This window comes from Clostridia bacterium, from assembly GCA_035561135.1.
GTDB lineage: Bacteria > Acidobacteriota > Terriglobia > Terriglobales > Acidobacteriaceae > DATMYA01.
The window spans coordinates 170,183-191,095 of the sequence record DATMYA010000008.1; the positions used below are offsets into that span (position 1 = coordinate 170,183).

20 protein-coding genes are annotated in these 20,913 nt (G+C 58.6%); 6 read left to right on the forward strand and 14 right to left on the reverse strand.

The window, feature by feature from the left end:
- Positions 1-3: 3 nt before the first annotated feature.
- Positions 4-1,365 (forward strand): sigma-54 dependent transcriptional regulator, encoded by a 1,362-nt coding sequence (locus tag VN622_00935; protein ID HWR34417.1) that lies wholly within the window; start codon positions 4-6, stop codon positions 1,363-1,365.
- Positions 1,362-1,901, forward strand: a complete 540-nt coding sequence (locus tag VN622_00940; protein HWR34418.1) for an archaemetzincin family Zn-dependent metalloprotease — start codon at positions 1,362-1,364, stop codon at positions 1,899-1,901. The genes VN622_00935 and VN622_00940 overlap by 4 nt, the downstream gene beginning before the upstream one ends.
- A 296-nt stretch (positions 1,902-2,197) precedes the next feature.
- Here the strand turns inward: VN622_00940 and rocD are convergent, their stop codons facing one another.
- The 5 genes from rocD to VN622_00965 all read right to left on the reverse strand — a co-directional run bounded on the left by rocD (position 2,198) and on the right by VN622_00965 (position 7,851).
- The gene (gene rocD, locus VN622_00945; protein ID HWR34419.1) at positions 2,198-3,391 is read right to left on the reverse strand and encodes an ornithine--oxo-acid transaminase; all 1,194 of its coding nucleotides are present in this window, start codon (positions 3,389-3,391) and stop codon (positions 2,198-2,200) included.
- Between the two features lie 90 nt (positions 3,392-3,481).
- Positions 3,482-4,393 carry an aspartate carbamoyltransferase gene (gene pyrB, locus VN622_00950; GenBank protein HWR34420.1) on the reverse strand — a complete coding sequence of 304 codons (912 nt, stop codon included), beginning with the start codon at positions 4,391-4,393 and terminating at the stop codon, positions 3,482-3,484.
- A gap of 65 nt (positions 4,394-4,458) precedes the next feature.
- Complete coding sequence (gene arcC / locus VN622_00955) at positions 4,459-5,460, reverse strand: carbamate kinase (GenBank protein HWR34421.1); 1,002 nt, start codon at positions 5,458-5,460, stop codon at positions 4,459-4,461.
- A 73-nt stretch (positions 5,461-5,533) separates the two neighbouring features.
- A complete protein-coding gene (gene argF, locus VN622_00960) occupies positions 5,534-6,508 on the reverse strand; it encodes an ornithine carbamoyltransferase (GenBank protein ID HWR34422.1) in 975 nt (324 codons plus the stop codon).
- Positions 6,505-7,851, reverse strand: a complete 1,347-nt coding sequence (locus VN622_00965) for a cyclic 2,3-diphosphoglycerate synthase (protein ID HWR34423.1) — start codon at positions 7,849-7,851, stop codon at positions 6,505-6,507. The genes argF (VN622_00960) and VN622_00965 overlap by 4 nt, the downstream gene beginning before the upstream one ends.
- A 770-nt stretch (positions 7,852-8,621) precedes the next feature.
- Between VN622_00965 and VN622_00970 the strand changes: the two genes are divergently transcribed.
- From VN622_00970 to VN622_00985, 4 genes are read left to right on the forward strand one after another with little or no spacing between them, the layout of a single operon-like run.
- Positions 8,622-8,885, forward strand: coding sequence for a 4Fe-4S binding protein (locus VN622_00970; GenBank protein ID HWR34424.1), 264 nt, complete (start codon positions 8,622-8,624; stop codon positions 8,883-8,885).
- Positions 8,875-10,035 carry a 2-oxoacid:acceptor oxidoreductase subunit alpha gene (locus VN622_00975; protein HWR34425.1) on the forward strand — a complete coding sequence of 387 codons (1,161 nt, stop codon included), beginning with the start codon at positions 8,875-8,877 and terminating at the stop codon, positions 10,033-10,035. The genes VN622_00970 and VN622_00975 overlap by 11 nt, the downstream gene beginning before the upstream one ends.
- The gene (locus tag VN622_00980; protein HWR34426.1) at positions 10,032-10,919 is read left to right on the forward strand and encodes a 2-oxoacid:ferredoxin oxidoreductase subunit beta; all 888 of its coding nucleotides are present in this window, start codon (positions 10,032-10,034) and stop codon (positions 10,917-10,919) included. Before VN622_00975 ends, VN622_00980 begins: the two co-directional genes overlap by 4 nt.
- Positions 10,910-11,503 (forward strand): 2-oxoacid:acceptor oxidoreductase family protein, encoded by a 594-nt coding sequence (locus VN622_00985; GenBank protein ID HWR34427.1) that lies wholly within the window; start codon positions 10,910-10,912, stop codon positions 11,501-11,503. Before VN622_00980 ends, VN622_00985 begins: the two co-directional genes overlap by 10 nt.
- Positions 11,504-11,894: 391 nt before the next feature.
- Here VN622_00985 and argJ read toward each other — a convergent pair whose 3' ends face one another.
- From argJ to argR, 9 genes are read right to left on the reverse strand one after another with little or no spacing between them, the layout of a single operon-like run.
- Complete coding sequence (argJ, locus tag VN622_00990) at positions 11,895-13,103, reverse strand: bifunctional glutamate N-acetyltransferase/amino-acid acetyltransferase ArgJ (protein HWR34428.1); 1,209 nt, start codon at positions 13,101-13,103, stop codon at positions 11,895-11,897.
- Entirely contained in the window at positions 13,100-13,612 is a 513-nt protein-coding gene (locus VN622_00995; GenBank protein HWR34429.1) for an N-acetyltransferase, read from the reverse strand. Before VN622_00995 ends, argJ begins: the two co-directional genes overlap by 4 nt.
- Positions 13,599-14,993, reverse strand: a complete 1,395-nt coding sequence (gene argH / locus VN622_01000; protein HWR34430.1) for an argininosuccinate lyase — start codon at positions 14,991-14,993, stop codon at positions 13,599-13,601. The genes VN622_00995 and argH overlap by 14 nt, the downstream gene beginning before the upstream one ends.
- Complete coding sequence (locus VN622_01005) at positions 14,990-16,195, reverse strand: argininosuccinate synthase (protein ID HWR34431.1); 1,206 nt, start codon at positions 16,193-16,195, stop codon at positions 14,990-14,992. The genes argH and VN622_01005 overlap by 4 nt, the downstream gene beginning before the upstream one ends.
- Positions 16,188-17,234, reverse strand: coding sequence for an ornithine carbamoyltransferase (argF, locus tag VN622_01010; protein HWR34432.1), 1,047 nt, complete (start codon positions 17,232-17,234; stop codon positions 16,188-16,190). The genes VN622_01005 and argF (VN622_01010) overlap by 8 nt, the downstream gene beginning before the upstream one ends.
- A complete protein-coding gene (locus tag VN622_01015; GenBank protein ID HWR34433.1) occupies positions 17,234-18,496 on the reverse strand; it encodes an aspartate aminotransferase family protein in 1,263 nt (420 codons plus the stop codon). Before VN622_01015 ends, argF (VN622_01010) begins: the two co-directional genes overlap by 1 nt.
- The gene (gene argB / locus VN622_01020; protein ID HWR34434.1) at positions 18,493-19,278 is read right to left on the reverse strand and encodes an acetylglutamate kinase; all 786 of its coding nucleotides are present in this window, start codon (positions 19,276-19,278) and stop codon (positions 18,493-18,495) included. The genes VN622_01015 and argB overlap by 4 nt, the downstream gene beginning before the upstream one ends.
- A complete protein-coding gene (gene argC / locus VN622_01025) occupies positions 19,275-20,321 on the reverse strand; it encodes an N-acetyl-gamma-glutamyl-phosphate reductase (GenBank protein HWR34435.1) in 1,047 nt (348 codons plus the stop codon). The genes argB and argC overlap by 4 nt, the downstream gene beginning before the upstream one ends.
- Positions 20,321-20,764 carry an arginine repressor gene (argR, locus tag VN622_01030; protein ID HWR34436.1) on the reverse strand — a complete coding sequence of 148 codons (444 nt, stop codon included), beginning with the start codon at positions 20,762-20,764 and terminating at the stop codon, positions 20,321-20,323. The genes argC and argR overlap by 1 nt, the downstream gene beginning before the upstream one ends.
- Between the last annotated feature and the right edge of the window lie 149 nt (positions 20,765-20,913).

The window sequence follows — 20,913 nt, forward strand, 5'->3', positions numbered from 1 at the left end:
ATTGTGAGCGAATCAAAGGGAAATCTACTCATAGTCGATGACGAGCTGAGCGTACGCGATTCGCTTGGTAAGTGGTTCCAGGAAGAAGGCTACAACGTGGGCACGGCGGAAAACGCCAGCGATGCCCTGCTTCGCCTGGCGGAACGCAGGTGGGACCTCGCACTGCTCGACATCAAGATGCGCGGCACCGATGGCATTGAATTGCAACGCCGAATCCACGAACTTGATCCCGAGCTGGTCGTCATCATGATGACCGGATACGCCTCGGTGGAAACGGCTGTGGCGGCTCTGAAGAATGGCGCGTACGACTACGTCACCAAGCCGCTCGATCCGGACGAGCTCGCGCACTTGATCAACAAAGCTCTCTCGCACCGCCAGACGCAACAGGAAAACGTTCGCTTGCGTGAGCAGGTGGCCGAGACGCAGCGCCCGTCGGAAATAATTGGTCAGAGTGCGGCCATGCAGCGCGTGTTCGAAGCCATCGAAACCGTCGGACCGACGGATGCTACGGTACTCATCACGGGCGAGAGCGGCACCGGCAAGGAACTTGTCGCTCGCGCCGTACACTACGCAAGCATTCGACGCTTCCACCCGCTGGTCGTCATCCACTGTGGCGCACTCACGGAGACGCTACTGGAAAGCGAGCTCTTCGGACACGAGAAGGGCGCGTTTACCGGCGCGCAATATCGCAAGAAGGGAAAGTTCGAGATCGCCGAGGGCGGCACCGTATTCCTCGATGAAATCGGCGACATCAGCCTGAAGACCCAGACAGACCTGCTGCGCGTTCTGCAAGAGCGTGAAATCGTGCGCGTCGGCGGTAATCAGCAGATCAAGGTTGACTTCCGATGCGTCGCGGCGACAAACAAGAACCTCGAAGAACTGATCGAACGCGGCTCCTTCCGTCCAGATCTGTTCTATCGCCTGAACGTCTTCCACATCGAGTTACCGCCGTTGCGCGAGCGCAAGGAGGACATCCCTTTGCTAGTTAATCATTTCGTGCAGAAGTTCTCCAAGGAGATGAACAAGAAGATCACGCGTGTTGCGCCCACGGCTATGTACCAACTGCAGCAGCACCCGTGGCCGGGAAACGTCCGGGAACTCGAAAACGCGGTAGAGCGCGCAATGGTGGTTGCGCAGGAACCGGAGCTGCGTGAACAGGACTTCACGTTGAAGGCGAAGGCCTCCGCCGCGATACCCGAAGGCAAGACGCTGGAAGATGTCGAGCGCGCCCACATTTTGCGTGTGCTGGAGGAGTGTGGCGGCAATCAGACGCGGGCCGCCGAAGTGCTGAGTATCGATCGCGTCACACTGCATCACAAGCTGAAAAAGTACGGTTGGAGCAAGCAGGCAGTCGAGACGCGATGACGCAGGAATTACACCTTCTTCCAATCGGGAAGTCGGATCCCGACATGATGGGATGGCTGCGCCAGGAGTTGATCGAGTTGTTCCGAGTTCCCTGCCGGATACTGGAGCCCGGCCTCGATCCGCAGTTCTCGTATCACCCGGAGCGCGACCAGTACCACTCCAGCGAGATACTTGCACGTATGCAGGAGTACGTCACAGCCCGAAGCTGGCGCGTGCTCGGCATCACCCCGGTGGACCTGTACATTCCTATTCTGACTTTCGTTTTCGGAGAGGCGCAGATGGGCGGACCATGTTCCGTTGTGTCTTCGTACAGGTTGAGACAGGAGTTTTACGGGCTACCATCAGACCGCGACCTGCTGGGCCGAAGGCTGCTGACGGAGGCCGTGCATGAGTTGGGCCACACTCTGCAACTAACGCATTGCGACGACTACAACTGCGTCATGGCCGCTTCACACGCGGTCGAATGGATCGACCTGAAGGACTTCCTCTTCTGCTCGCAATGCGCCAGGTGCGCGCGTGCCCACGCGCAGTTCTAATAGACAAATGCGATTTCTTCGAATTATTTTATGGCACCTTCGAGGTATTCGGCCTGCGCCGCGCAGCCTACTGACTACAACGCCGCCAAAGAACTCGACCATTTTTGAGAGGGCCCCAAAAACTTTTTGCAATTGGCTTTAGCCGCTGAGGTACTGGTTCGAAATACGTGGAGCAGGTCGGAAGACTTGCTGCATCGGAGCAATGCAAAGGGCTGCCAGGTGGCAGCCCTCTTTCGGTTTGTGGCAGGTTCGCACTCCAAACCCGGACCGAGCTGGTTGGCTTCGGCCTCGTGAACTTATCTGTTCTCGATCACTTTCTTGATCCGCTCAAAAGCCCAGTCGATCTCCTCTCGCGTGATGGTCAACGGCGGGGCTATGCGAATAACGTGGTCGTGTGTCTCCTTGCACAAGATCCCGAGTTCTTTGAGCTTCTCGCAATACGGACGAGCGGCACTGTTCAGTTCCAAACCGATCCAGAGACCGACTCCACGAACTTCTTTCAAGTCGGAACTGCGGAGCGTCTTCAGCTTCTCCAGGAAGTACGCGCCGTTCTCAGCCGAACGCTCCACCATCTTCTCTTCGACAAGGACATGCAATGCTGTGCGCGCCACGGCGCAGCCGAGCGGGTTGCCGCCGAAGGTACTGCCGTGATCGCCAGGATTGTAAACGCCGAGAATTTCCTTCGATGAGAGCACAGCCGATACTGGATAGAAACCTCCTGCGAGTGCCTTGCCTACGATCAGAACGTCCGGCTTGATGCCTTCGTGCATGTAGGCGAAGAGCTTGCCGGTGCGGCCGAGGCCCGATTGAATCTCATCGGTCATGAGCAGCACGCGGTTTTCGCGGCATATCTCAGCAGCTTCCTTCAGGAACCCGGCTGGCGGGATGATGATGCCGGCTTCGCCCTGAATCGGTTCGACGAGGAAAGCGCAGGTGTTCGGCGTGATGGCGGCGCGCAGCGCCTTGGCATCGCCGAACGGGATGATCTTGAAACCCGGCGTGAACGGACCGAAACCGTCCTTGTATTGCTCGTCCGTGGAGAAGCTGACGACAGTAACGGTGCGTCCGTGGAAGTTGTTGGCGCAGACGATGATCTCGGCCTTGCCATCTGGAATGCCTTTAACCTTGTAGCCCCACTTGCGCGCAGTCTTCACGGCGGTCTCGACGGCTTCAGCGCCGGAGTTCATCGGGAGCGCCATGTCCATGCTTGTCATGTCGTGCAGTTGCTTGTAGAGCAGCGGAAGCTGTTCGTTGCGGAAAGCGCGCGAGGTGAGCGTAACCTTGTGGGCCTGGTCGACCAAGGTTTGCAAGATCCTGGGATGGCAGTGGCCCTGGTTCACGGCCGAGTACGACGCGAGGCAATCGAGGTACTTCTTGCCTTCTACGTCGTACACCCAAACGCCTTCGGCCCTGTCGATCACGACATCAAGCGGATGGTAGTTGTGAGCTCCGTAGTTTTCCTCAAGAGCTATAAAGTCCTGCGTGCGCATACGTTCTTCGACGGGTTGGGTGCTCATAGAATTCCTTGATTTCCTCAGTTTGTGAAACGTTCGCCGGCAACAAGCCGGAACTACAGGCCGCTATTCCTTGTCCAACAGCATCGTCAGCAGCGCCATACGAACGTAAAGGCCGTTGATCGCCTGCCGGAAATAGAGAGCCCTGGGGTCATCGTCCACCGTCTTATCGAGTTCGACGGTGCGCGGAAGTGGATGCAGAATCATCGCGTCGGCCCTCATGCGTTGAAGAATCGCGGAGTCGATCGCGTACCGCTTGCGGCTCTGCAGGTCGGCGCCGCGCTCAGGACGGATGCGCGTCTGGTACACGACATCCACTTCGCCGATGACCTTGTCGATGTTGGATTCGAGTTCGTAGCGCACTCCGTGCCGGTCGAGATATTGCAGGATGTCCTGCTTCATCTGCATCTCGGGCGGACTGACGAAGAAAATTTTTACACGATCGAATTTCGCCAGAAGATACGCCAGTGATCGGGCAGTGCGGCCCTTGTCCAGTTCGCCGATGAAGGCTACGCTGAGCCCATGCAGGGGGCGTTCGCGGTAGATGGTGTAGAGATCGAGCAATGCCTGCGTGGGGTGCTGGCCGCCATCGCCGTCTCCCGCATTGATGATCGGCACGGGTGAAACCTGCGCTGCCCGCTTTGCGCCACCGGCCTCGTGATGCCGGATGACGATTACGTCAGAGTAGCTGCCGATGATGCGAATCGAATCTTCGACCTGCTCGACTTCAATCTCGGAAGAGAACGTACGAGCGTGCTCCGTGGAGAGCACACGGCCTCCAAGTCGTTGCATGGCGGCTTCGAACGAAAAGCGCGTCCGCGTGGATGGCTCATAAAACAAAGTTGCCATCAGCTTGTTCTGGTAATCGAGGGTGCCGCCACGGGCGACGATGCGCTCCATGGAACGCGTTCGGTCGAACAATTCCATCAGCAATGGGACGGTGAACTGCTGTGACTCGACGACGTGCTTCAATCTCATGCAGTTACGCTCCCGTTGCTCTGCTGCTCGAACTGCGTGCTCGTTACTGGTGATCGCATCCATGGTCACGCACGACCTCCGGTCTTGGCAAATTCGGGTGCTTGGGACGATGCGCGAGCATCTACCTGGTCGGCAACGATGTGCGTGCCCGCCTTTCCAGCAGCGGCGTCGCGGAGATACTCGTAAGAAGTAATGATGACTTCTTTTCCCCCGTCATGCAGGAAGCGTAATGCCGACTGAATCTTAGGGCCCATGTTGCCGGGAGGAAATTGTCCGGCCCGGTAGTGCTGCTCCATCTCGGAAGCAGCGGTATGCGTAAGCCGTTTCTGCGTGGATTTCTTGTAATCGAGATAAACGTAGTCGGTGTCCGTGGAGATGGCGAAGAGATCGACGCCGAGTTCCACGGCCAACAGCGCCGAGGCGCGATCCTTATCGATAACCGCCTCAACACCGACGAGCGTGCCGTTCTGGCGCATCACGGGAATTCCGCCACCGCCGCACGCCACGACGAGCGCGCCGGAATCAATTAGCGTGCGAATCACGCCAAGTTCGACGACTTCAATGGGCTCCGGCGAAGGCACCACGCGCCGATAACCGCGCGCGGCATCTTCGACAATCTGCCATCCCAGAGTGCGCTTGCGCTCTTCGGCATCAGCGCGGGAATAGAACGGGCCGATAGGCTTGGTCGGATTCTTCATTGCCGGATCATCGCCAGAGACGATGGTCTGGGTAACGATGCTGACCACAGGCGCATTCAACCCGGCGGCTGCGAGTTCATCCTTCAACGACTGCGCCAGCAGGTACCCGATTTCGCCCTGCGTTGATGCCCCGCAGACATCCAGCGTCTGGCCGGGCACCTGGTCGGAAGCACGCTCCGAGCGCAGCAGTTGCGCCCCGACCTGCGGGCCGTTTCCGTGAGTAATGACGAGGTGATAGCCGTCGCGGATGAGACCGATGATCGCCGCTGCCGTGCGGCGGGCGTTCGCCAACTGCTCGGCGATCGTTCCCTTTTCGCCTGCGCGGATCAGGGAATTTCCGCCGACTGCGATGAGCGCCGTTCTCGACATAGAAATCCTTGTGCCGGTAAGGACAGAGATCGGGCGATACAACGCCCAACCTCTGTCCTTCCGTATCCGTTGCTTACTTCACCAGCGCGGGCTCGCGGAACTCGACCGACGGACGTGCCTTGATCTCAACGTCCTTCATCAGTTCCACAAGGATTGCCTTCTGTGCGTGCAACCGGTTTTCCGCCTCCTGAAAGACGACCGAACGCGGCGAGTCGATAACCTCGTCGGTGACTTCGTCCCCACGGTGGGCGGGTAGGCAATGCATGAAAATCGCATTGTCCTTGGCACGGGCGAATAGCTTGCCGTTTACCTGGTAGGGCAGGAATATCTGGCGGCGCTTCTCGGCCTCAGCTTCCTGGCCCATGCTGGCCCACACGTCTGTATAGATGACGTCTGCGCCGGCTGCGGCCTCGGCAGGATCATTGGTGATGGTGCAAGTGCCACCTGACTCGGAGCCACGCTCGCGCGCCCACTTAGTGGCCGCGATATCGGGTTCGTAACCGTCCGGAGTTGCGATCCAGACATGAGCACCAAGCTGCGCGCCCGCAAACATCAAGGAGTGCGCAACATTGTTGCCGTCGCCAACGTAGGCGACCTTCAGTCCGGAGATCTTGCCCTTCACCTCCAGAATGGTCAGGTAATCGGCCATCGCCTGGCAGGGATGGCTGTAATCCGTGAGTGCGTTGAAAATCGGCACACTCGCGTACTCCGCCATTCGCTCGACGATGTTGTGCGCGAAGGTTCGAATCATGATGCCCTGCACCATGCGTTCCAAATTTTTCGCCACGTCATAAACCGACTCGCGCTTGCCCAGGTTGATTTCGGCAGGCGACAGGTAGATAGAGAATCCGCCGAGTTGCTGAATGCCAACGTCAAACGTGACGCGGGTACGCAGCGAAGGCTTCTCGAAAATCATCGCCAGCGTTTTGCCTTTTAGTGCCGAAGTATAGGCCGCTGGGTTGGCCTTAATACGGGACGCCACGTCGAGGAAATGCTGTATCTCCTGCGGCGTGAAGTCCCTTATCGAAAGGAAATCCGTCGATGTCATTTCGATGCCGCCTCTACCGGCGACGGCTTGTTCTTCTTCGTGAACTCGGCAAGGATCTCTGTGATGTCGGGATGAGTCAGCTCTTCCGCCTCATAACGAACACGCAGGCTCGGCTTCTCGATTTTGATCGTGCGAGCGAGATCGATCGGTGTGGCGACGAGAACCAGGTCGCAAGGTACGCGCTTGATGGTCTCTTCCAGTTCGTGCTTCTGCTGTTCACCGTAGCCCATGGCCGGAAGCAGCGAACCGAGGTGCGGGAATTTCTCGAACGTGGCGCGAATCGACCCGACAGCATACGGACGCGGGTCAACCATTTCGGCGGCGCCGAACTGGCGGGAGGCAACAACACCGGCACCATAAGGCATTTCGCCGTGCGTGAGTGTCGGGCCATCCTCAACGACGAGCACGCGCTTTCCGCGAACCTGGTTGGGATCGACGACGCTAACGCGGCACGCGGTTTCAACCAGCGTGGCGTTCGGGTTGTAGAGCTTTACGTTGTCGCGGACCTTCTGAACGTCTTCCGGCTTCGCGGTATCAACCTTGTTGATAATCAGCACCTTGGCGCTGCGGAAGTTCACCTCGCCGGGGTAGTAGCGAAGCTCGTGCCCTGCGCGATGCGGATCAAGCACCACGATCTCTAGATTGGAGCGATAGAAGGGGGTGTCGTTGTTGCCGCCATCCCAAAGGACTACGTCGCCTTCCTGCTCTGCCTGGCGAATAATCTCTTCATAATCCACGCCGGCGTACACCGTAGTGCCTTCAGCAATGTGCGGCTCGTACTCTTCACGCTCTTCGATCGTGCAATCGTGAAGATCGAGGTCCTCAAGCTTGGCGAAACGTTGCGCGTGCTGCGCGGCCAGATTGCCGTACGGCATTGGGTGACGGATCACCACCGGATGCCAGCCAAGGCGGCGCAGTGCATCGGCTACGCGACGCGAAACAGGGCTCTTGCCGCAACCCGTGCGCACCGCACAGATGGACACGACCGGAACCTTCGACGGAATCTGCGTCTTTTGCGCGCCCAGCAATTCGAAATCAGCGCCAGCGGCGACGGCCCTGGAGGCCAGGTGCATCAGCGTGTCATACGACACATCCGAGTAAGAGAAGATGCAAACATCCACTTTGTGCTTGCGGATTATGTCTTCCATCTCTTTCTCTTCCAGGATCGGAATGCCGCCCGGATAAAGAGGACCTGCCAACTCAGGCGGATACTTCCGGCCGGCAATGTCGGGAATCTGGGTAGCGGTAAATGCCACGACCTGGAATTCTGGGTTGTGACGGAAGACTACGTTGAAATTATGGAAGTCTCTGCCTGCTGCTCCAAGAATCAATACTCTCTTCATAGATTGTCGAAGGCCCTCTACCCTCAAAAGAGGGGCGCCTTTCTCCTGCCAAAATGGTAGCAGGAATGGTGCATATACGGACGGTGAGGTTCGTCACAGACTAAAGTGAGCCAAAATAATCTCAAACATCATACAACCTAACGTCAAGAAAATTAGCTACTTACAACTTTTACGATGTGGCAAACAGGCAACAAAATGCATATACATACACGACATTGCATAGCGCAATGATTGGCGTGGTTTCTGAAAACGCATATACATTCCACCGCCGTATACGCCGATGACCGATGCTGCCGAAATTGGTTTAAGTTGGAGTTCAAACAGCTAGGAAATCTGCAGACCGCCTTGTTCTTCCATTCCTCATTCGCCGCAAAAAAGGATGAGTGACAGTCTCACGATGAGTCGGAGGTGACGTGATCTTCAATTTTTTGTCGTTCTGTGCGCAGCGACGCAATGGCGAGTTCGAAGGCCTTCTACGATCAAACCGCTATCTCCCAAAACGTCGAACCGAGTGCGAAGAGGCCACGGCCCGGTCTAGATGCCGAACGGCTTGTTCACCTCTCACCCTTTGGTGTGACTCCCATCACTTCGTGCTTGGAACATTCGAATGAGAATCGGGTAAGAGGCCGATAGGCGGGTTTTGCCGTTCCTGCCTGCGGCACTTCAGCCAAAGCGCTGGCAACTACTACAACCTGCGGTCGCAAGCTTCTGTAGTTACGTCCCTTGCGCGCCCCGGATGGTGGTTGCCGGTAGCCAGGAAAGAGGTAGCGATGGCACGAGGTTCCGTGTCAATTGTCGTGGAGCGGTGTAAGGCCTGCGGTTTCTGCGTTGAGTTTTGTCCGACCAAGGTCCTGTCGCTGTCGTCCGCATTCAACTCCAAGGGATACCATCCACCACACGTTGTTGCGCCCGAGAAATGCAGCGGCTGCGATCTGTGCGGAATGTATTGTCCGGATTTCGCAATTCATGGATTCAGAACAGACAAGAAGAAAGAAGAAGTAGCACCAGCGAAGGAGACGACCGATGAACGCTGATCCTCGCGGAGTCCTTACCGGCTCGCATTTTCTGGACGGCGATCACGCCGCCTGCGAAGGTGCACTCGCCGCGGGCGCACGCTTCGCAGCGGGATATCCGATCACGCCCTCGACCGAGGTGGTTGAGCGCTATGCCATGCGCGCTCCCAAAGTCGGTGGCACATTCATTCAGATGGAAGACGAGTTGGCGGCGTCCATCGCGATACAGGGCGCAGTGTGGGGCGGAGCCAAGGCTTTCACCGTAACGTCAGGCCCCGGTTTCTCGCTGATGATGGAACACATCGGCTACGCCGCGATGACCGAGACGCCATGCGTCTTTGTCGATGTGCAACGTGGCGGGCCCTCCACAGGCTTGCCGACTTTACCGGCGCAGGCGGACATGATGCAGGTTCGCTGGGGATCGCATGGCGATTACGAAATCATCGCGCTCTGCCCGAACTCGCCGCAGGAGTGCTTCGATCTGATGATCACGGCATTCAACATGTCGGAGAAGTATCGCGTGCCTACGTTCCTCATGATGGATGAAGTCGTTGGGCACATGACCGAAAAGGTTGTCATCCCTTCCGCTGATCAGATCTACGTGGAACCGCGTAATTTTACGGCGAAAGAACCGGCGGCATTCAAGGCGTACGAGGCTTGCGGAGAAGAGTGCGTTCCCGAGATGGTGATGGCTGGCGAGGGTTACAACATCCACGTCACAGGCCTCACGCACGACGAGCGCGGATATCCCAACATGACGCCTCCCGTGCAGGACACGCTGCTGAAACGGCTCGTCGGCAAGATTCGCGACAATGCCGACAAGATATGCCTGTACGAAGAGGCGGATACTGAAGGTGCGGATATCGTGGTGGTCTCCTACGGCATCACGTCGCGTGTTGCGCAGCGGGCGATCGACCTGGCACACGAGCAAGGCATCAAGGTAGGCAAGTTCCGACTCATCACCGCATGGCCCTTCCCTGAAAAGAAGATCGCCGAAATAGCAGGAAAGGTGAAAGCCCTTGTGGTTCCGGAACTGAACATGGGACAGATGGTACGTGAAGTAGAGCGTTGCGCTGGCGGCAAGGCAAAGGTGCTAGCTGTGCCGCACGCCGGCGGAAGCGTGCATCGTCCGGAAGACATTCTGAAAGCAATCGTGGAGGTGGCACGATGACGACGGTGCAGATTGAGAACGAAAACCCGGTTCAACCGTTTCTGCGCATGGACCGTATGCCGCATATCTGGTGTCCGGGATGCGGGATCGGAACGACCGTCAACTGTTTCACGCGTGCGCTGATCGAGTCGAAGGCCGACCTGTCGAAGGTCGCCGTCGTTTCGGGCATCGGCTGCACGGGCCGCGTCGCTGGGTACGTGAACCTCGATTCGTTCCACACCACGCACGGACGCGCGATTCCCTTCGCCACCGGCTTGAAACTGGCGAACCCCAAGTTGAACGTCGTAGTGTATTCCGGCGATGGCGACCTGTTCGCAATCGGCGGCAATCACCTCATCCACGCTGCCCGTCGCAACGTCGATCTAAAGGTCATCTGCGTGAACAACCTGATCTACGCGATGACCGGCGGACAGACTGCGCCGACGACTCCAGGGGCGGTCATCACTTCGACGTCGCCTTACGGCACGTACGATCCTTCATTCAACATTCCGCACCTGGTCGAAGCCGCGGGCGCGGTGTACGTCGCGCGCTGGACGACCTTCCATGTGCGTCAACTCGCGAAGTCCATGAACGAGATGTTCCAGAAGAAAGGCTTCGGCTTCATCGAAGTGCTTTCACCATGCCCCACGCTCTACCAGCGCCGCAACAAGATGGGCGATGGCCTGGACGCGATGAAGTTCTATAAGGAGCACAGCAAGGTGAAGCACGGGTGCCCGACCAGTGAAGTGAGTCTGACGAAGGCGGGCGAGATCATCGTCGGCAAGTTCGTCGATCGGGAGCGTCCGGAGTACAGTGACCTGATGCATGCGCACCTTCGCGAGCAACTGGGCGAAGCATACGTAGAGGCTGAGCAGGTGGAGATGGAGCACACGTTATGCAGCTAACTGAAATCCGTATCGCTGGATTCGGCGGACAGGGCGTCATTCTGGCCGCGATTGTGGTCGGAAAGGCCGCTTCCATCGTGGACGGCAAGTTCGCCACCATGACGCAGAACTTCGGCCCGGAAGCGCGCGGCGGAGCTTGCAGTGCGCAGCTTATTCTTTCGAGCACGCCGGTTCTCTATCCCTACGTCACCCGGCCTGATGTGATGGTCGTCATGTCGCAAGAGGCTTACGTGAAGTTCGCTCCGGAACTAAAGCCGGGCGGGCTGATGCTGATCGAGCAGGAACTTGTGCGTGTCTCGGATTTGTCGGAGGACACTCGCGTTTTCGGCATCCCGTCGACGCGCCTGGCAGAAGGTATTGGTAAGCGCATGGTTTCCAACATTGTGATGGTCGGCTTCTTCGGAGCCGCCACCGGCCTGCTTTCACAGGAGTCGCTGCGTAAAGCCGTGGAACAATCCGTGCCCTCGGCCTTCCGCGAACTCAACCTGAAGGCCTTCGATATCGGGTGGAACTATGGCGTGGAGCACGTACAGAACGGCACCACGTCGGGTCACGAAATGGAAGAGCTCGAAATGCGCGAGTAGCAGGTATCAAAAGACAGGGCACGCCATTGAGCACGCCCCTGATAAGAAGTGCTGTTTGTCCTACCCTGGCTCGAGAGTACGCCATGCTCTCGAGCCGTTTTTTTTGCGCGGATTCGTGACCCAGTCTGCCGCGCCCCCAAGGAATGCCGGTTCTACTGGCTGCGGAATAGTCCCTCTCTCGAAAACATTGCCGCTCAGTGCTGAAGCCGCTTTTCATTCACTTCGACTTACGGCGCGCCGGAAGGCATGCCCCTTCAGGTAATGCAGTTTTCAGCCGCCAGTTTAGCCTCTGAGGATTTGCAAAGCTCTTCACCATCTGCCAGGTTGCAAAGAAGACGGCACGAAGCCTCGGGCTTCGTGCCGGTACTGTTGTCAGAACTATCTAACTCGACTATGTGGAATAGTCCGCGTTGATGTGGACGTACTCCGCTGTGAGATCGCAGGTCAAAAACTCGACCTTGGCTCTTCCACGACCGAGCGAGATGCGAATGTCGTATTCCGGTTGCGACAGGTACTCATGCGCGGCGCGCTTGTCGAACTCCACTGCCATACCCCGGCGGCACACCAGCTGGTCTCCGAAGTAGATGCTGACCTTGGCTGGGTCAAGTTCGACGCCGGACGTGCCGGCAGCCGACAGTATCCTTCCCCAGTTCGGATCGCAACCTGCCCACGCAGTTTTTACCAGGGCTGAATTCGCAACCGCACGGGCGATTTGCCGTGCTTCCGCAAATGTGCGCGCTTGTTCGACGTGCAATCGCACCAGGTGCTTCGCGCCTTCTCCGTCGCGAACAACCTGTTCCGCCAGCGACGCGCAGACTTCCTGGAGCGCCAGCGCAAACTTCTTTCGCACTCCGGAATCGCGCAGTCTGCAACCGCTCATTCCACTCGCCAGCAGCAAAACCGTATCGTTGGTCGAGGTATCGCCGTCCACAGAAATACTGTTGAACGTAGTATCCGTGCTCGTTCGCAGCATGGCCGTCAACTCACGAGGAGTGGCATCCGCGTCCGTGAGGATGTAAGCCAGCATGGTCGCCATGTTCGGGTGAATCATGCCCGAGCCCTTCGCGACACCGGCAACTCGTACCTCTTTTCGTCCGATCTTAAGAACACGGCTTGCGGTTTTCGGACGCATATCGGTTGTCAGAATCGCTTCGGAGAAGGCTTTTAGTGCGGCTTCTCCTTCGCTTCGGGCGGCGAGCAAACTCGGCAGTGCGGTGACGATCTTTTCTGTTGGGAGCGGAACGCCGATGATGCCCGTCGAGGACGGGACAATGAATTGCGGCGCCGCTTCCACCAGCCTTCCGAGTTCAGCGCAAACTGCCTGGGCGGCGTTGAGACCCGGTTTGCCTGTCGCACAGTTTGCGTTTCCGGCATTCACGAGTACGGCCCGTACACGTCCCTGTGTCTCCGCCAGGTGGGCACGTCCGACTTGCACCGGCGCAGCCACAACGCGGTTGCGGGTGAAGACGGCTGCCGCGCTTGCTCCCATCGGCGCCTCAATCAGCGCGAGGTCGGGACGTCCGCTGGCCTTGATTCCCGCTTTTACGGCCGCGAACTGGAAGCCACGAGGTACAAGCAGTTCCTGCTGAGTCGAAATCATGCGTGCAGTTTCACCAGTCCGATCATGGGTTCCTCAAGAATCGCGAAGCCCGGAATTTCTCCACGAACCATCGCGATCTCATCGCAGTCGTGCAGTCTGGGACACTTCCGGCAGTCCTTCAATATCTTGTCGGGCAGGTCTTCCCGCCGCGCCTGCGAGAATCCCATACGTGCGAAGAACTCTGGGATGCGCGTAAAGAGGCACACGCAGGTAACGTGGTGCGACTCGGCCTCGGCTAACAGCGCATCGATCAATTTGCCCCCGGCTCCCCTTCCCTGCGCCTCCGTGTTTACGGCAATTGACCGCACCTCTGCCAGGTGTACGCCGTACAAATGCAGAGCGCCACAGCCGACAATCTCACCATGCTCCTCGACGACCACGAAGTCGCGCACGTTTTCGCAGATTTCAGCCAGACTACGTGGAAGGAGCAGAGTGCTGTTTTGCGAGAACGCGAGGATCAGCTCGTGGATTGCCTCGGCATCGGGAAGGATCGCCTTACGCGCTCGCATGTGCCACTCCCTTAAGCGCCGAAATTCGGCGGCGCACTTGCTCCAACGCGCGCTGAACCTGCGCGGGAGCGGTTCCACCCGCAACGTCGTGACAATTGAGCACGGATTGCAACGTGAGGTGCGAGTAGAAATCGTCCTCGAACTTCGGGCTTATTCCCTTCAGTTCGAGCAGCGATAGGTCTTGCAGTTCACACGCCCTCGCGAGACATACGCGTACTGCGCTGGCCACGAACTCATGCGCGTGACGGAAGGGCACTCCTTTTAAAACGAGGTACGTGGCCGCCGCCATCGCATTCATGAAGCTCGACTGCGCCGCGGCCTGCATCCTCTCAAGGTCGAATTCAACTTCGCGCATGAAGCCGAGCGCAACGCGTAGCATTCCGAGAGCAGTATCAGCCGCATCGAAGACGGGCTCCTGCGTCTCCTGCATGTCTTTGTTATAAGCGAGCGGCAATCCCTTCATGGCCGTCAGCAGCGTTGTTGCAGCGCCGATCAAGCGCGCCGACTTGCCACGCACCAATTCCAGCGAATCCGGATTCTGCTTCTGAGGCATCGCGCTGCTGCCGGTGGAGTAACGCTCCGGCAGGCGCACGAAGCCGTACTCCTGGGTGGCGAACAGAGTGAACTCCTCCGCCCAGCGGCTCAGGTGGACGCCGAAGATTGAGAGCACCTGTACGAACTCCAGCAGGAAGTCGCGATCGCTTGTTGCATCGATACTGTTTGCGGTCGGCGCAGCGAACCCAAGTTCATGCGCTACTGCCTCACGGTCCAGCGGCAGCGTGGCGCCGGCAATCGCGCCGGAACCCAACGGACACGCATCCAGCCGTTCCATGCAGGACGACAAGCGCGATGCATCGCGCAAAAACATTTCCGCATACGCAAGCAACCAGTGCGCAACCAACACGGGTTCGGCACGTTGCAGATGCGTGTAGGCCGGCATGGCCGCTTCGTCCGCCCTCCCTGCACGATTTGTGAATACCTCTGCAAGTTCGAGGGTCAGCCCGCGGATTGTTGAAGCCGTGGAGCGCACGTACAGGCGAAGGTCGGTTGCGATCTGTTCGTTGCGGCTGCGCCCAGAGTGCAGCTTGTACCCCGTGTCTCCGATAAACGCGACCAGGTGTTTCTCAACGAAGTGATGGATGTCCTCCGCCTCTTCATCGTGCATCAGGTCAGCTGGATTGCGTGCGATCTTCTCAAGACCTACTAGTACGGAGGCGTACTCTGTCGCGGAGAGTACGCCCAGTTTCTGCAGCGCCAACGCATGAGCGCGGCTCGCGGCCAGTTCCTCTCCGAGCAACCGCTTGTCAAAGGGAAACGAGCGCTGCCACTTCTCGAACTCCCCATCAAGAGGTTGCCGTATCCGGCCCGACCACATTTTCATTTCGCCACCTCGGCGCGCGCCAGCGCACGCGAGCGTGCCGGCAGTCCGAGGATGCGGATGAAACCGGCCGCGTCTTTCTGATCGTAGCTGGAGCCCATTGTGAACGACGACAAGTCAGTGCGATACAGGGAATAGTCCGACTCGCGGCTCAGTACCATGGCGTTGCCCTTGTACAGCCCAAGCTTCGCAGTTCCCGTCACTTCCTTCTGCGTCTCGGTGATGAAGGCGTCCAGGGCGTCGCGCAGGGGCGTGAACCATAGACCGAAGTACACCATCTCCGCGTACTTCAGCGCGATGTGCTGTTTGAAGTGCATAACCTCGCGATCGAGGCAGAGTGCTTCCAGTTCGCGATGTGCCGCCAGCAGCAGCGTTCCACCCGGCGTCTCATAGCAACCGCGCGACTTCATACCGACAAAGCGGTTCTCCACCAGGTCGATGCGACCTACGGCATTGCGTCCCGCAATCTCGTTCAGCAACTCCAGGAGTTGCACCGCCGGCAGCTCCATGCCGTTTACCGACACAGGCGTTCCCTGCTTGAAACCGATTTCTACTTCCTCAATGCGGTCGGGCGCGGTCTGCGGAGAGTTCGAAAGCTGCCACGTTGAGTCCAGCGGCGCGTTCGCCGGATCTTCCAGCTCTCCGCCCTCGTGGCTCACGTGCCAGAGATTGTGGTCGCGAGAGTGGATTTTCTCTCGGCTTACGGTAATCGGAATACCACGCTGCTCGGCGTAGTCGATGCAGTCCTCGCGCGACTTCAATTCCCACTCGCGCCACGGAGCGATGATTTCGAGCTCCGGCGCAAGCGCCTGGAAGGCGTGCTCGAAACGAACCTGGTCGTTGCCCTTACCAGTACACCCATGCGCGACGGCGTCTGCGCCCTCCGCAAGTGCGACTTCGACCTGTGCCTTCGCAATGACGGGGCGCGCAAGCGACGTACCCAGCATGTACTTGTGCTCGTAAACGGCTCCCGCCCGCAGAGCAGGCCACACGCAGGACGTCAGGAACTCCTCGCGCAGGTCGCGGATGACGACCTTCGATGCGCCGGTCGCGATGGCCTTCTGCGCAACAGCTTCCATGTCATCGCCCTGGCCTACATCACCGACCACGGCAATGACCTCGCACGCGTAGTTCTCTTTCAGCCATGGAATGATGATGGAGGTGTCCAGCCCTCCCGAATATGCAAGTGCGACTTTCTTAGGCATGTGCGCTCCTTTGTCCGGCACTGAATTCCCGCGACTCTATCGGCGGGAAGCGGCGCATGCCGCCACCCAGAAGAACAAGCAGAATGGCCTTTTGGATATGCAGGCGGTTCTCCGCCTGGTCGAACACAACAGAACTGGGTGAATCGATAACGGCGTCGGTGACTTCATCGCCGCGATGCGCCGGCAGGCAGTGCATGAAGATCGCGTTCGGCGAAGTCAGCGAGAACAGCTCCGCATTGACCTGAAATGGTGCAAAAATCTTGCTGCGCTCGGCGCTTTCCTCTTCCTGGCCCATGCTCGCCCAAACGTCCGTGTAGACCGCATCGGCCCCCGTGGCCGCATGCCTCGCGTCATTTGTTACCTCGATGGTCGCGCCCGTTAGCGCGGCAATCTCACGCGCCTGCTTCGTGACCACCTGGGCAGGCTCGTAACCCGCCGGTGTCGCCACAGCGATGTGGCTGCCAAGGCTCGCAGCTGCGAGCATCAGCGAGTGCGCGACGTTGTTCCCATCTCCGACGTAGGCAAGCTTGACCGTCCGCAGGTCGACAAATTTCTCCTGCAAGGTGAAGAAATCCGCTAGAGCCTGGCAGGGGTGTTCGTAGTCGCTGAGTGCGTTTACCACGGGAACGGAAGCATATTTTGCGATGCCGCTCACCGTCTCGTGATCGAACGTGCGCAGCACAATTCCGTGAATCCAACGTTCGAGATTGTGCGCAATATCGCTGAGCGGCTCCCGTGCAGCAAGGCGCGAGCGTGTCTGATCCACAAAGAACGACGTGCCCCCCATAGAGGCGATTCCCGCCTCGAAGGTGATACGCGTTCGCAGCGATGGCTTTTCAAAGAACATAGCGATCTGCTTGCCTGACAGCACACCGCGGAAGTCTTCAGGACGCGCCTTCATCAGCGCTGTCAGGTCCAGTACGGCCTTCACTTCCGCAGGAGAGAAGTCGGAAATCGAGATCAGGTCGCGCGAGACAAACGGAACCTGCGCTCCAGCCGGGGCACACATTGGGCTCTCGCCCACACTGCTTTTGCTCATTACTTTGCCTTTCCCATAGTTTTGCGCTTGGTTTTGCGCGCCAACGACTTTTTGCCTGTGCAGGAGGTCAATACGGAGTCGAGCGCCTTTACTACTTGATCTACATGCTTGGAGGTGATGATGAACGGCGGCAGGAACCGCAGCGTGGTGTCATGCGTGCGATTGATGATGATGCCGAGTTCCAGCATCTTCGCTACGACGCTCTTTGCCAGGTCGGCATCGGAAACCTCGACGCCCAGCATAAGCCCGACTCCACGTATGTCCTGAATCACCGCGTGACGCTGGTCGAGTTCCTGCAACCGCTCGCGGAAGTACTCGCCTGTTTTCGTAACGTGCGCCAGCAGCTTCTCGGATTTGAGCGTGTCAAGGTAAGCGATGGCCACTGCACATGCGAGCGGACCGCCCCCAAAGGTCGTCCCGTGCATCCCCGGATGGAACGCCTTCGACACTACCTCCGTGGTCAGAATCGCTCCGAGCGGCAATCCCGCGGCAAGCGGCTTGGCGACCGTGACGATGTCAGGCCGCACGCCGTAATGCTGGTAGGCGAACATCCTTCCAGTGCGGCCAAGCCCGCATTGAATCTCATCGAGAATGAGCACCGCGCCAGATTTGTTGCAGAGCGCACGCGCCGCATTCAGGAATTCCGCACTGACTGGACGGATTCCGCCTTCGCCCTGAATCGTCTCCAGCGTGATGGCACAAACCGTTGAGTCGAACTTTGCTTGCAGATCTGCAACGTCGTTGAGGCGGACGAAGCGAACACCGGGCACGCCAGGAGCAAACGGCTTGCGATACTTCGGTTGCCCCGTAGTCGCCAGCGAACCGAACGTGCGCCCGTGGAACGAGTTCTCCATGGCGAGCACGCGCCACTTCGGCTTGCTGCCTCGCTTGCTCACGTGCCCGGCGTATGCGCGCGCCAGTTTCAGCGCGCCTTCCCATGCCTCAGTGCCACTGTTGCAGAAGAATACGCGATCGAGTCCGGAGGCCTTCGTCAGGCGCTCGGCCAGCGCGGACTGGTAATCATGGAAGAACAGGTTTGAAACATGCACCAGCTTGCCGGCCTGTTGAACAAGCGCCTTGCGAATTGCTGGATGGTTATAGCCGAGCGCATTCACGCCAATGCCGCTCAGGAAGTCGAGATAGCGCTTCCCTTCCGAGTTGTAGAGGTAAACGCCTTGTCCCCTCTTCAACAGCAAGGGGTGGCGATCGTAGGTAGGCAGAAGCAACGCTGCTTCAGCCTTCTGAACCGAGGCAACGCTCACTGAACCATGACCTCCGTACCGAATTCGATCTTCTCGTAATAGAAATCCGGCAGCGCTGCAACCTCGGCCGCCGGGAGTATGCGCACACGATGCACGCCCAAACGCAAAGCATCCTGGCACGCCTGCAACTTCGGCAGCATGCCTCCGCGAATGACCGAGTCGCGCACGAGCCCGGGAATCTGCTGCACGGCAAGCCAGCGGATCACGGTGCCATCCGCACCCTTCACACCCGGGACATCGGTCAGGAACACCAGCGTGTCTGCCATGCAGCCAGACGCGCACGCCGACGCCATCTGGTCGGCATTCACGTTGTAGTACTCGCCGTCTGAGCCCAGCGCGATGCTGGAAATCACGGGTATGCCGCCGTTCGACCAGATCGCGTCAATCCACCGAGGATCGACGGCCGAGATCTCGCCGACGTAGCCCAGGTCGCAACCTTCCGTCTTCTTTTTGCGAGCCGAGAACACCAGTCCATCGCCACCGCAGATGCCCATTGCCGCCTGCCCCTCGGCAGCAATCGCCGCAACGAGCAGCTTGTTCACGCGTCCGCCCAGCACCATCAGGGCTACGTCGCGTGTCTCGCTGTCCGTGACTCGGAGTCCGTTGATGAACTCGCTTTGTTTGCCAAGTTGCGCAAGCGTGCGCGTAAGCGCCGCACCACCACCGTGAACAACAGCAACCTTGTGTCCCTCTTCCGCCAACTCGGCGATGGCCTTGGCGCACTTCTTCAGCAGAACCTTGTCATCCAGCGCCGCGCCGCCAATCTTTACGACGATCTTCATTGCAATCCCTCTCGCTCACTCCAGCCATACATCACGTTCATGTTTTGCACGGCCTGTCCGGCTGCGCCTTTTACGAGATTGTCGAGGCATGACACCAGGACCAATCGTCGTCGGTCTGGCGCGAGTGAGAAGCCGACATCGCAATAATTAGTACGCAAGGAAAACTGGATCTGCGGCAGCTTGCCTGCGCCGAAAACGCGCACCCACGGGCTGCCCTTGTAGAACTCGTTAAAACAGCTTTCGATTCCGGTCTCTTCCGCCGGTCGGGTCAGCCGAAGATAGATGGTGGAAAGAATGCCGCGCGGGATAGGAAGCAGGTGCGGCGTGAAGATCAGGTCAGCCGGACACAGCCCAAGCTGCTCCAGGATTTCTCCGGTGTGCCGGTGTCCGAAGACGGAGTAGGCAGAAAGGTTTTGCGCCACTTCGACAAAATGGGTTTTAGGCGTCGGCTTCTTGCCCGCGCCGGAGACGCCCGACTTGGAATCGCACACTACGCCATGTTCCCGATCCACAAGCTCCGCACGCACCAACGGCGCGAGCGCAACAATAATCGACGTCGCATAACATCCAGGATTCGCGACGAGTTGCGCTTCGGCAATGCGCTCGCGATTCAGCTCCGGCAAGCCGTACACGGCGGCGTCCGTCAGGCTCGCGGCCGCGCCTGGGTCGGCATCTTCAAATCCGTACACCGCGCGATTGGCTTCATCTCTCAGTCGCCACGCGCCGCTTAAATCGACAACACGCAGACCGCGACGCACCGCCTCCGGAATCAGCTCGCGCGATACCTCATGCGGAGTGGCCGTGAACAACAGGTCAACCCCGGCGTCGTGGAGCTTTGTCCACGAGAACGGTAAAACTGCATACGATCCATTGCCCGACAACTGAGGATAGATATCTTCGAGTGCGAGGTCGCCACCCTCGCCGGTCTCGCGCCGAAGCAGCAGGGGGGGCGCGAGCCGAGGGTGTTTCAGGAGAAAACGCGTGAGTTCGAATCCGGCATAGCCCGTGGGGCCGAGAACTGCTGCCTTAATTTGTGCGCTCATCAGGCAAGCATGCCCCGTATACGAAGGGCGAGCTTGTGCGCGCTTTTCTTCGCCTGTGAAATGACAAGGATCGTGTCATCGCCGGCAACCGTTCCCACGACCTCAGGCCACGATTCCGCATCAAGCGCGACCGCCACGGGCTGCGCCGAACCGGGCACGGTCTTCACGACCAGCAGGTTCTGGGCTTCCCGGATTTCAAGTACAAACTCCCGCACCAGCCGCATTGCCGAAGGCATTGTCGGCTCGGACTCCTGATCACCTTGAGAAACGGAGTATCCTTCCGATGTCTTGACCAGGTCCAGTTCGTGAATGTCACGCGAGAGTGTCGCCTGGGTAACGTCAAAGCCGTGCTTGAGCAGGCGGCGGCGAAGCTCTTCCTGGTTGGAAAGCGGTTCGTGCTGCACGAGTTCGAGGATCAGGTTCTGACGCGATAGTTTGGACATGTCGTATATTCAGAATATTTATGCACTTGACTGTATAAATATGCATTTGCTATCTTGCCTTGTCAAGTATTTTTTTGAAAAGCAGCGGACAGGCGACAGACCTCAGACGGCAGACTTTGGATGTCAGACGTTAGACCTCAGACATCGGA